Origin of the sequence: Yersinia thracica, from assembly GCF_902170565.1 — a bacterium.
Lineage (GTDB): Bacteria > Pseudomonadota > Gammaproteobacteria > Enterobacterales > Enterobacteriaceae > Yersinia > Yersinia thracica.
Genome location: NZ_CABHXX010000027.1, coordinates 22,856 through 36,215, shown reverse-complemented (window position 1 = coordinate 36,215; position 13,360 = coordinate 22,856). Strand labels below are relative to the sequence as shown.

The following is a 13,360-nucleotide window of genomic DNA, read 5'->3' as shown; positions in this document are numbered from 1 at the left end:
GTGATAAATATGTTTGGCCTATTAGTCTGAAACAACAAAGAGTAAATTGGTTTTTGGTGATGAACTTATTATTTATTCTGGTTTTGTTGATTTAAATGTTGGCGAGTAAGGTTTTTTAATTATCAACTTAAAAGTTACTAACCATACGGGTCAGTATTGAATAATGATGGCTATTATTGTTTCGGTTGGCACATTCCTATTTAAAATGGGTGTATTTGTATGCGATATTTTTATTGTCAAGCAGATTTATGGTACCAATTAAAATGTAGAAAAGTATTCTTTCTCCTCTTATTTTGTTCACAATTATTTTTTAGCTTATGCGTAGTCTCGGCTCCTCAAGTAAGAAATGTGCCTAATGCTGGTGCTATCGGCAATGAAATTCGGCAATCGACCATAGAGTCACTGCTGGCCCCACGTGAAGCAGATATCGCCCTCCCGCCATTGGCTCCGCCACCGCCCTCAGGCAGTACGGCTACAGCGAATCATATTGAGCTACGTGAAGTCCGTTTTGAGGGTGATACAGGGTTATTGTCTTCGGGCAGCACTGATTTGGATGGGCGTAATAAAACTTTGCAAGCTGTGGTTGCCCCTTGGTTAGGCCGGTCATTAACATTTTCTGATTTACAGGCTATGACATTGGCGGTAACTCGCTTTTATCGACGACAAGGATGGGTTGCTGCTCAGGCAATATTACCCCCACAAACTGTTCATGACGGTATTGTTATAGTGCGTGTTGTTGCTGGCAGATTAGATAAACCGGAAGTCAATAATCAGAGCCGGTTGAATACTGACTTTGTTGTTGCAGTGATTGAAAGTAATAGTTGCAGTAAAAAAGTGGTTTTTTGGGGCAATAAAAATTGCGCCGCTTCTCCGGTTGAATTATCTCGCCTTGAGCGCGCCGCATTTATTCTTAATGAAATACCCGGAGTTGATGCTGCTTTAGCATTGAAACCTGGAACCCAATCTGGAATGACGAGAATTTATGCTGATATTACTCCCAGCCAAAATGCGATGGGATATATCGGTGCCGATAATCAGGGTAATGATTATTCCGGTCACAATCGGTTATTAGTGGGCGGTACGTTGAATAATATGACGGGTTGGGGGGATCAATTACGCGCAGATTTAATTTTATCCAGTTCGGCGGATGTATTCAATGGCCTGTTGGACTACAATTTCCCCATTAATACTTATGGTACCCGTGCCGCGTTTAATTATAGCCACCTGGATTATACGCTTAAGGGGCCTTTCGCTATATTGGATGCTAGCGGTAATTCTAATACTTGGGGTATGGATTTACGCCATCCGTGGATCCGTAATTCAGCAGCCAGAATTGATGTGAATACCGGTTATTATCAGGGCAGAATGCGAGATTCATTGATAATGCTACCGGAACAAAAACGCAATTTAGATGCTGGCGAGTTGGGTATTAATGGTCGGTTTACCGCCTCTCGTGGGCTCAGCAATTTTAATTTACTGACCACGGCAGGCCATCTATCACTGGATGATGAATTCAGTCAGAGCATAAATTCTTTGACCAATATTAGCGGTACTTTTGCCCGTTTTAATTATCGTGTCGGTCATGATCAGGGTTTTGGCCCTAATTTTTCTTTCTTCAATCAATTTACCGGCCAGATGGCCAGTAAGAATCTTGATAGCTCACAAAAGCTATTGTTCGGTGGGCCACTGGCGGTTCGCGCTTATGGTATTGGTGAAGGGGCGGTGGATAAAGGTACTATTTTCACCACCGAATTACGTGCCTACTGGCAACCTTCTCTCCCTGCTTGGGCTGAAGCGGGAAATCAAATCACCTTTGCGGCATTCTTTGATCAAGGATGGGGGTCTTATTATCGCCAGCCTGTCGAGGGCCTGACAGGGAATAATATCAACCTGTCTGGCATTGGTGCCTATATCACTCTCTCCCGTACGGCAGATTATTCTTTGAATCTGGCCTGGGCACATCGTACCGGCCAGGCTGTAACCCCTCAACCGGATAACGACCAATTTTGGCTTAGCGCTTATAAGATGTTTTAGCGCTTATCGGCATATTTGTCAGATTTAATGGACGCGAATAATGAACAGTAAATTATACAAACTTGTTTTTTGTCGTCGGTTGGGATGTTTGGTTGCTGTCGGAGAATTGACTCGAGCTTATGGGCGGTCGTTTTCGTTTCTTGGAGGAAAATTAATTAATGATAATAATACGAAGGTCGGAATATTAAGTTATCTGGCTATATTGACAGGATTAGCGCTCGGTACCTTGCCTCTACTGGTATTTGCTCATTCCTCACTGCCGGTTAACGGCAAGGTTGTTATTGGTCAAGGCGTGTTGGATGTTAATAACAATACCCTTACCGTGACTCAGCAAAGCGACAAGCTGGGGATCAATTGGGGCAGTTTTGATATTGCGCAGGGGAACAGTGTTATTTATAACCAGCCGGGGCCGCAGAGTATCGCGCTGAACCGAGTGTTGGGCCGCGATGCATCGCAAATATATGGCAACTTAAAAGCCAATGGTCAGGTCTTTTTACTTAATCCAAATGGCATTCTATTTGGTAAAGGCGCACAAGTTAATGTCGGCGGTTTAGTCGCCAGTACTAAATCTATGTCTAATCAAGATTTTATTAGCGGATGCTATACGCTGACCAGCCGTGGCCATGAAGGCCAAGTGATTAATCAGGCCAATCTGCGTACCACTTCGGGCGGCTATATCGCGCTAATTGGTCAGCAGGTGGATAATCAGGCGTCTGGTGTTATTAACGCGCCGCAAGGGAAAGTGGCATTAGCGAGCGGAAGTCGCGTCACCCTTTATTTGGATCACGGCAGCTTGCTCGGAGTGCAAATTCAAGGTGAGCAGGTCAGCACTTTGCTAAAAAACGGGGGGTTGATTCAGGCTGACGGCGGAGTTATCCAACTGACTGCTCGTGGTAAAGAGATGTTGATGAATACTGTGATTGATAATACCGGTATTTTGCAGGCGCAGGGTTTATCTGAAAAGAATGGCGTTATTTATCTCAATGGCGGCAGTAATGGGGTGGTGCGCCAGCAGGGAATCATCGATGTCAGTAGCCCGCAGGGCCGTGGCGGGAATGTTATCCTGCAAGGTGAAAATATTCATTTGGTTGCCGCGAGCAAAATTGATGCACATGGAGCCACTGGCGGTGGCAAAGTGCTGGTCGGCGGTGGCTGGCAAGGCAAAAACAAACTGATAAAAAATGCTCGTGCAGTTGTGATGGATAAAGGCGCGAAGATTAATGTTTCCTCCTCACAGTCAGGGGCGGGTGGCACTGCGGTGTTGTGGTCTGAACATTACACTGGCTTCTATGGCGATATTGATGCCCGTGGTGGGTTACAGTCAGGTAATGGTGGGCAGGTAGAAACATCCAGTAAGCGCAATTTACAAGCTTTTGGTCAGGTTGATACGAGTGCGATGGTCGGAAGCAAGGGCAGTTGGTTGCTCGATCCGGCCGAGGTAAATATTGTTGGCAGTGGTGCTGAGAGCGGGGCTGCGGTTCAGACGGGGGATATCCCTACTGGATATATGAAAAATGCACAGGTTTTCACGCCAACCGCCAATGTTGCACAAATACTGAATAGCAGTATCAATACTCAACTCGATCGTGGCACTAATGTGACGATAACCACCAGTAATAGCCGTTTAACCAACTGCCGCTGGTGCAATATTACGGTAAATGCGGATATCAATAAAACCGCCGGAGGCGATGCTACGCTAACCTTGCATGCTGACGGTAATATTATCGTTACCAATAATATTTCGTCCAATGCTGGGAGGTTGAATCTTAATTTATTAGCGGGCAATTCCACCGCAGACTCTGTTATTACATTAAATAGTAGCAATGTTTTATTAAATAAAGGGGATTTCCTGGCAAAACATGCCGATGATAACAGTGCGACGCGTATTATTATTGCGGGCGGGCAATATGAGGTCGGTAACCTCACTCTGGAAGGCAATACTGGAGTTGCATCTCTAATAGGGGTGAATATCATTAACTCGGCTAATTTTTCCGTGGCGGGTGAAACGCGTATAACGGGTGAAAGTAGTAATGTTAATGAGCGAGGGTGGCGTGGTATTGATATATCTGAGGATTCAGTCCTAACCGGTTCGGGTAATATGTCATTTATTATGAAATCTAATTCTAACCGTTCGTTGATGGGAACATTCACTAATGCAACCATTACCAGTGATAAAGATATTATATTCCAGGCCAATGCCAATGGTGGTGTGTCAGGAGGCGTAGAATTTACTAATGGGAGTGTTTCTTCTAAGTCAGGAAATATTTCATTTGACATCAATGGTGAAATTCTCACTCAGTCTAATTATGGGCTGGGGATCCTGGATTCAAATGTCAGTGGCAATAATGTTAACTTTAATATTAATGTCTCCGGGGTTAATGGTTTCTTATCCAGAAATAGTAATCTTACGGCCACTGCTGGCGATATTAATGCTAATGCCACTACCACAGCTAAAGGGCTTTGGTTTTCAGATGAGACCAATGTAAGCGCCAGTGGCAATATCAATTTGAAAGGCGTGACCAGTAACGCTACTGTTGCGGGTGCTGACGCAATAAAGATAGGCGGTAACGCCAGTAGTGTTCTGGTTAATATAACGGCTGGCGGTAATATATCGATGGTGGCGGTTAATAACGGAACAGAAACCGGTAGCACTGTTGCTGCCGATTTTGTCAATATAAATGCGCAGGGGGACTTTAATTTAAATATCAGTGGTATCAAAGGTAGCTCTATCAATAATGTCAACATTAGTGCCAATAATATCTTATTGAATGGTAATATTAGTGCTAATGATGCCTTGGTGATGACTAATACAGTTCTTACGGCTAAAAATGATATTAAAACCAATTTAAGTGCTCCCAATAACAAAGCATTCTATTTGAAAGGTAAGAGTGGAATGGCCGCAGGCCAGAATATAGCATTGTTTGCCAATACTTCAGTACAGTCTGTGGAGGCAATAACAATTCTTGGGGACTCATCTAATAGAATCAATGTTACTGCGGGGAAAGATATATCATTAATAGCCAATAATTATGACAATATCACAGGTGGAGGTGTTGGTATTGCTGGTGCTAATATTGAAACTAAAAATGGAAATTTTACAGTAAATAATAATGGTTCAAAAAGTCTGGCGTTTGCCAATGTCAATCTTACAGCAAATGAGATTGACTTTATCTCTACTACTAATGGTGGTGATGGGTTGATATTGGACAGCACTAATATCACAGCAACAATAGGTGGTATTAACGCTAATGTAAGTGCAACCAATAACAAAGGAATTTATATTAAGGCTAATAGCACATTAAATGCCCAAAAAGATATTACATTGAATGGCGCGTCGCTTGTTTCATCTGAAGGGATTTATATTAAAGGTTCTTCGGATGACTCCCGTAATAATATTATTGCGCAGGGGAATATTACTATTACAGGGAAGAATGGTAACGGAGCTGTTCAAGGAACATCTATTGATTTGGATAATGTTAATCTGACATCAGCTAATAAAAACATTAATATTGATGGGTCTTCTTATGGGTCAGGTAATGTTTATTTTAATAACATTAATCTTAATGCCACGCTAGGTAATGTTGCTGTTTATTCTGAGTCGGTGACTCCATTAATGGCTGGCAAAAGTGGCACCTTAAGCTTTGGTGGTAATAATGCCATAGTGGCTAGTAATGGGTCATTTGTCGGCAAAGCACTGAATACTACGCAGGGTGCGGCACTTATTTTTAGAGCCAATAGTACCTTGTCGGTTGAAGGGAATATCGCCTTTAAAGGCGAGACAGAGGGCACCGGTGCGACCCGTAAAGGGATTGAATTTAGTGGTGCTAATACACTCAATATTGCCAAGGGTAGCCAATTATCTCTTCTCGGTGAAAATAAAGGCGTACAAACTACCGCGGGTGGCAATGGCATAATCTATACCAGCCCCAAAAAATTAACGATTAATAATAATGGTTCTCTAATAATGGAGGGGCGCGCCACCAACGGCGTCGGCATTAATTTCCCTACCAGTAATAAAACAGTCGTATTAAATGGTGACGGTGACACGCTAATTAAAGGTAGCAGTGTTACTGGCAGCGGAGTGGCTATTTCCGGCGTGGTTAATAACGCTAGCGGCCGGGTCACTATTGAAGGTACCAGTACCGATGGCACTGGTGTTCACCTCTTCAGTGCAGAACATCAAATTAATCGTATTAATGTCACTGGCAGTTCAATCAATGCCGAAGCTCTGCGCATTAGCGGTAATGCCAACATCACTGATACTGCACTGACCGGGAGATCAATTAATAGCAGCGGCATCAAAGTTGATTCACTACCGGGTTCCAGTATTGTCACCCATGTGATGCTGGATAATGCCTCGCTCAATGGCAGCAGTACTAATGGCAACGGGGTGGAAGTTACCGGTGATATAAAAGGTGTTCATCAGAGTTTTATTAATGGCACCACCGATGGTATCGGTTATGGCATTGATATTGGTGAGAATTTAAATGTTACTGGCACCAGTGAAGCGGATTTACTGACGTTAAATGGCGTGGCGATAAGTGATTTCAGTACTGGAATAAAACTCAATGGCAACAACGATTTAAGTAATACCAGCTTAAATGGCTCGGCTGTAGATGGTGTTGCACTGGATATCACTGGCCCACTTACCAACCAAGGTCATACGCGATTGAATGGCACCGCGTCCGGCACCGGTATTGGTGTGCAGGTTAATGGCCTGCTGAGTGCCAGTGTGGTGAATGGGACTGCGACCAGCGGCATCGGTGTGAAAGTGATGAATGGCGTGCTTGACGATAGTCGCATAAATGGCATCTCAGCGACGGGGAGCGGGGTGAGCGTTGATGGCAGCACTGTGCTTAACAATGCCGCGCTGGTCGGCAATAGCAACGATGGCAAGGGGATAGAAATCGTTGGAAACCTGTCCGGCAGCCACGGCAGCTCAGTACAGGGTGAGGTGGTCAATGGCATTGGTGTGCATATCGATAGAAATGTCATTCTCACGGGGGGCAGCTCGGACGATCTGTTAGTTATCAACGGTAATGCAACTGGCGATAAAGGCGCGGGTATTCAGTTAGAGGGCAATAACACCCTTGTTAACACAACCTTAAATGGTAGCGCCACCGATGGTATTGGTATCAATATTACCGGCCCGCTGACGAGCAATGGAGCCACCACACTGACCGGTCAGGTGGCTAGCGGTAGTGGCGTGCGGTTGGATGGTGCGATTAATGGCAGCATTATCAATGGGATATCCACTAATGGTAGTGGGGTTAAAGTCGGTGGGGAAACGACGCTAGATAACAGCACCCTCAATGGTAATAGCAGCGAGGGTAAAGGGATTTTTATCACCGCAGACGTGATTGGCAGGAACGGCAGTTCCGTACAGGGTGACACGGTCAACGGAATGGGTGTTGATGTGGTCAAAAATGCCAACCTCACGGGGGCAGGAATAGGTAATTTGCTGACGGTGGCTGGCAATGCCACGGGGGATCAAGGCACTGGCGTGCAGTTGGGCGGTAATCACATCCTCGATAACACAACCTTAACCGGTAATGCCACTGGCGGTACCGGGGTGGATATTGATGGCCTGCTGACCAACAAGGGCAATACCACAATTGGCGGCAAGGCGGATACGGGAGAGGGCGTTGAACTGGATGGCACGATTGCGGGCGGCACGGTCAATGGCACCTCAGATACGGGTTCTGGCATCAAAATTGATGACGATAGCCAACTGGATAACGCCACGCTGAACGGCAACAGCCCTGACGGCAAAGGGGTGGAGATCGCGGGTGATCTGACCGGCAATCATGGCAGTGCGGTGCACGGCGACACCGCCAACGGCAGCGGGGTGGATGTGGCCCCGAATGTCGCGCTCACTGGCGGTGGGGAGAATGATCCACTTAATGTCACCGGCAACGCCACCGGTGAGACCGGCACCGGGGTGCAGTTGGACGGCAATAACACCCTCGAAAACATTGCTATAAAAGGTAACTCTACCCATGGGCATGGTGTGGAGATCAACGGCTCGATAACCAATAACGGTAATACCACCATTGAGGGGGATGCTTCTAACAATGGCCATGGAGTACATGTGGATGGCATCGTTAACGGTGGCGTAATAAACGGTAATTCAGGTAATAACCACGGTGTTTTCCTCGACGATGATGCGTTGATAACTGACATTGCGGTTAGCGGGAATACCGGCTTAGGTCAGCCACCAGTGTTTATCACCATGCCGGAAAACATTGGTGAAAATGTGACAATCAATAGCAAACCGATTGATAAAAATACAACCGGGGGGAGAATTAGACCTGACCCGACCACGCCGATTTCAAAAGAGAAAACAACCTCAGAGCCAACAGCGCAACCTCAGATAGGGGATAAATCTGGCAGTTTACTGAAGACACTAAGCCAGACTCTCAGCTCCCTCGAAGTGCAGCAGTTACCTCCCGCTATCGTGACCGAATCTGAGCATGATATCGCTGAAAATATCAGTATCAGGGCCTGTATCCCTGAGGGCCTAACCACCCAAGCTTCAGATTATGTCACCACCAAACAGGAAATTTGTGACGAGCATGTTTTGGGCCGCTGGAAACCACTACCTTGGCTATCAGATCGGGAATAACGGAGTTTTTAGCTCGCTAAATTCGTTAGATAAGTCGTGATGTCGGAGTGACAAGGAGGACTGATAATGGTGAACAAAACAGATGAAATAACACAAATGGTGGAGAACTCGACAGCCTTTTCATTACCTTATTTCGAGTTTTTAGTTTGTGTGCGGCGCTATGAGGAGGCGGGGCGGGTCTTGATATTGATGCTGGAACAATTGGATACCCACTATGGCCGCTGGGAGGTTTTCTCTCTTAATAAACAGCCATTACAGCAGCAGGAGTATTATTGTAATCGGTTAGCGGCGGCCATTGGCCACCTATTTTCTGATCCCGGATTTGTCTTATCAGATAAAGGTTTTTTACAACTGATTAATTTCCACCGCTGGATTGCATTAATTTTCGCCGCCTCCCCGTTTGGTCATGCGGATCATGTTATTACTAATCTTAATCAAGCGGGGGAGGGGTGTGCTCATCCTCTGCGATTTGAGAAAAATAATTTCCTGAAATTTTGTCTGGCGTATTTACCTGAATCGGGCGTTCCGCTTCAGCCAGACACATTGTGGCAATTTAACCCGCATGCAGCAGCAGCTCTATTTTTGGCATTATTATCACCGCGCATTTTACCCAGTGTGGCCGGGCATGCAAAACGTGAACTTCTGTTGGACTGGCTACCTGAAAAACTCTTAACCCTGGAGAGTCTTGAGCATCTGCCTGAACGTATTTTGCACGATGTTTACATGCATTGCAGTTATGCTGATATGGCACAAAAGCACGCCATAAAACGCAGCATTAATTTTCATTTGCGTAATACACTGCTTCACAAAGGGCTATCTGATAATGAGTTGTCACCGCCATCACGCACTAAGCCCTTAATGTTGGTTGTTTTAGAATGGTTTAACAGCGGCCATTCAATTTATCGTACTCATTCCAGTACCTTACGCGCAGCTCGTGAGCAGTTTTCGACTCACGGAGTCACCATTGTTGAAGCTACTGATGCCATCACTCGGGAGGTCTTTGATGACTTCACTGAGGTGAGTCGAGCGGGGGCGGTGGAGACCATTGTGGCATTGGCGCAGAAACTGCGACCGGACGTTATTTATTTCCCCAGTGTCGGTATGTTCCCACTGACTATTGCACTGACTAACTTGCGGTTGGCCCCCTTGCAAGTGATGGCGTTGGGGCACCCCGCGACCACCCATTCTGATTATATTGATGCGGTCTTAGTCGAAGAGGATTATCTGGGAGATATAGCGTGTTTCTCAGAGAAAGTTGTCTCATTACCCAAAGATTGCCTGCCTTACGTGCCACCTGCCAATATCAATCAGCCGGAACCCATATCGCATTTTGATGAGCGGCCAGCAGTGCATATTGCTGTTTGTGCCTCCGCGATGAAAATTAATCCTCGATTTTTAGCGACTTGCGCTGAAATTGCTCAGCAAACATCAACGCCGGTGGTATTTCATTTTCTAGTGGGTTTTTGTTGGGGTATCACCCATCGAGTGATGGAAAAGGCGATTAATGAGATTGTTCCTCAAGCTAAAATCTATGAACACTTGGGGTATTTGGATTATTTGCAGGTGATTAATCAGTGTGACCTGTTTATCAATCCATTTCCTTTTGGCAACACCAATGGCATCGTCGATACCGTGCGTCAGGGGTTGCCCGGAGTGTGTCTGAGCGGGGCCGAAGTTCACGAACATATAGATGAGGGGCTATTCCGCCGGCTGGGATTGGATGAAAAGTTAATTGCCCATGATTTGGCTGAATATATCGCGGTGACGGTTCGGCTAATTACTGATAAAAAATGGCGGAATGATTTACGCCAACGGCTGTTGCAGATTCAGCCCGATAATGTGTTATTTACCGGCAAACCCGAGCAGTTCGGGGTGATTGTCCGTGATCTACTGGATGATTGTTCGTGATTTATATCATTGTTTTGCTGAATGATGATGATAAAAAAGCCTCCAATGACTGGAGGCTTAGTTTTAAGAGCGAGACACTCACATCAATAAGGCTAATACCCTTATGCAGCTTCAGTCTGCCGTTGTTTCGTGGGCTGCTTTACCACCGGCTTGGCGGCCAGCTCATCAGCCTCGAATTCATCGACATTAATAGAGCGCAGGCGGCTAGCTTCTGCTTTGGTCAGTATTGCGGCTTCCTCAGCATTAATTTTCCCTTCAGCCAATGCGCGTTTAGCCAGTTTATCCAGTTGGGTAAATGGCAGGCTCTTACCCGCTTCTTTACTCAGGCGCTTATGAATTGGCTCTGCTGCAATGACATCCAGTAATGCTGCTTCCAGCAAACCGACCGGGTTAAACTCGCTCGGTGTCAGATATTGACCACGACCAATCCGGCTGCGGGTGGCTGACGGAACTTGCAGCAACTGCGCCAACTGGTGATCCAGACGGTCTGATGGCGCTTGATGTACACGACCAAATGGGAAGACAACCAAGCGCATGACCCCAGCAATAAAGCCATTCGGGAAGTTACGCAGTAAATCATCCAGCGCTTGTTCCGCCTGATTCAGGGCATCTTGCACCCCCCAGTGCACCAGCGGCAAATCTTCTTTCTGGCGGCCTTCATCTTCATAGCGTTTCAAGGTAGCCGACGCCAAATACATTTGGCTAAGAATATCCCCCAAGCGGGCAGAAATACGTTCGCGGCGTTTCAGACTGCCCCCCAGTACCCCCATCGAGACATCAGATAACAATGCCAGATTGGCGCTCAGCCGGTTGAGATGCTGATAATAGCGGCGAGTGCTGTCTTTGGTTGGCGTGGCACTGGTGCGGCCATGGGTCAGCCCCAGCCAGAAACTGCGGACTTTGCTGCTCCCCACATGGCCCAGATGACCAAACAGCGCTTTATCAAAGGCGGCAACATCGTTAGATTGCGCGGCGGCCATTTCATCAAGCACGAATGGATGGCAACGGATAGCGCCCTGACCGAAGATAATCATGCTGCGGGTCAGTATGTTAGCGCCCTCCACGGTGATACCGATAGGCGCGCCCTGATAACCGCGAGCAATAAAGTTGGCCGGGCCAAGGCAGATGCCTTTACCGCCAGCAATATCCATTGCATCCATGACCGCGCGTTGGCCACGATGAGTACAATGGTATTTTACGATGGCGGACAATACCGCCGGTTTCTCGCCCAGCATAATGCCGCTGGTAATTAAGGTGGCGGCGGCATCCATCACATAAGTGTTACCGGCAATGCGCGCCAATGGCTCTTCGATTCCTTCCATTTTGCCGATTGAGACTTTGAACTGACGGCGGATATAGGAATAAGCGCCAATTCCCATCGCCACACTTTTCAAGCTACCCGTGGCGTTGGACGGCAAGGTAATTCCGCGCCCAACTGACAGACATTCTACCAGCATCCGCCAGCCCTGACCGGCCATTTGAGGCCCGCCAATAATGTAGTCAATGGGCACAAAGATATCATTACCGCGCGTCGGGCCATTTTGGAATGGCACATTCAACGGGAAGTGGCGATGACCAATTTCCACCCCTGGGGTATTGGTCGGGATAAGCGCGCAGGTAATCCCCAAATCAACTGTCTCACCCAGCAAATGCTCAGGGTCAGATAATTTGAAAGCCAGCCCGAGTACCGTGGCGATAGGTGCGAGGGTAATATAGCGTTTGTTCCAGGTCAGGCGCATGCCCAGCACCTGTTTACCTTGCCATTCACCCCTACAAACTATCCCGGTATCTGGGATGGCACCGGCATCTGAACCTGCTTCCGGACTGGTCAGAGCGAAACAAGGAATTTCGTCGCCACGGGCCAAACCCGGTAAATAATGATTTTTTTGCTCTTCAGTCCCATAGTGTTGCAGTAATTCACCGGGGCCGAGGGAGTTAGGTACGCCGACGGTGATGGCCAAAATCCCCGATACACCAGACAATTTTTGCAATACCCGGGCTTGAGCATAGGCTGAGAAATCAAGGCCGCCGTACTCTTTCTTAATGATCATCGCAAAGAAGCGATTTTCTTTCAAATAAGCCCATAGTTCTGGCGGTAAATCAGCTAATTCATGGGTAATCTGGAAATCATTCGCCATACGACAGGCTTCTTCAACCGGCCCATCGATAAAAGCTTGCTCTTCTGCGGTTAATTGCGGTTTGGGATAATTGTGCAGTTTCTTCCAGTCAGGTTGGCCCTGGAACAAATCCCCTTCCCACCAAGTGGTACCCGCATCAATCGCTTCTTTTTCAGTTCGTGACATGGCTGGCATGACTTTACGGAACATGCGCAATGCACGGGCTGAAAATAGGGATTGGCGCAGTGGCGTGAGGGTCAGAGGCAACAGAACAATCACCAGCGGCAATAATACCCAGTATGACCATAACTGCGCAGCACCCATAGCGGCGGTGTAAACCACCAGAACCAAACTACTGAGGTACAGGTTCACCCGGTGATAGAACAGCACACCAATAAGAACCAGCAAGGCAACAATGCTAAGAACCATCATAATGAAGCTCCTGAGATGTAGGAGGTCTGACCTGTTGAGTGATACATTTGTTGTAGTTCATCTCATTGTTTTTATCAATACCATTACATATTATTTACAACTCACTTCACAAATTGGCAGCACTAACCGCTAAAACGGTACTGGCTCATCCAAAACTCCATTGGCAAGTTCATTACAGTGCTTCTCGCAGTTTATGCTATCCGGTACACTGATGGCGGACGAATATTTAGGTATAGAACGATAA

The 13,360-nt window shown here is 46.7% G+C and carries 4 protein-coding genes; 3 read left to right on the top strand and 1 reads right to left on the bottom strand.

The window, feature by feature from the left end; translation table 11 throughout:
* Nucleotides 1-219 precede the first annotated feature (219 nt).
* The 3 genes from FTA91_RS03375 (at nt 220) to FTA91_RS03365 (ending at nt 10,567) form a co-directional block, all read left to right on the top strand.
* A complete protein-coding gene (locus tag FTA91_RS03375; protein ID WP_145582954.1) occupies nt 220-2,034 on the top strand; it encodes a ShlB/FhaC/HecB family hemolysin secretion/activation protein in 1,815 nt (604 codons plus the stop codon).
* Between the two features lie 40 nt (nt 2,035-2,074).
* Nucleotides 2,075-8,659, top strand: a complete 6,585-nt coding sequence (locus FTA91_RS03370) for a two-partner secretion domain-containing protein (RefSeq protein ID WP_145582952.1) — start codon at nt 2,075-2,077, stop codon at nt 8,657-8,659.
* Between the two features lie 66 nt (nt 8,660-8,725).
* Nucleotides 8,726-10,567 carry a hypothetical protein gene (locus tag FTA91_RS03365; protein ID WP_050113188.1) on the top strand — a complete coding sequence of 614 codons (1,842 nt, stop codon included), beginning with the start codon at nt 8,726-8,728 and terminating at the stop codon, nt 10,565-10,567.
* A 101-nt stretch (nt 10,568-10,668) separates the two neighbouring features.
* On the opposite strand, the gene fadE is transcribed toward FTA91_RS03365, so the two are convergent.
* A complete protein-coding gene (gene fadE / locus FTA91_RS03360; protein ID WP_050113190.1) occupies nt 10,669-13,116 on the bottom strand; it encodes an acyl-CoA dehydrogenase FadE in 2,448 nt (815 codons plus the stop codon).
* Between the last annotated feature and the right edge of the window lie 244 nt (nt 13,117-13,360).

Bases quoted from the DNA above. Each gene is read 5' to 3' on its own strand.
- FTA91_RS03370 (WP_145582952.1), top strand. From the start codon at position 2,075: ATGAACAGTAAATTATACAAACTTGTTTTTTGTCGTCGGTTGGGATGT.
- fadE (WP_050113190.1), bottom strand. From the start codon at position 13,116: ATGATGGTTCTTAGCATTGTTGCCTTGCTGGTTCTTATTGGTGTGCTG.
- FTA91_RS03365 (WP_050113188.1), top strand. From the start codon at position 8,726: ATGGTGAACAAAACAGATGAAATAACACAAATGGTGGAGAACTCGACA.
- FTA91_RS03375 (WP_145582954.1), top strand. From the start codon at position 220: ATGCGATATTTTTATTGTCAAGCAGATTTATGGTACCAATTAAAATGT.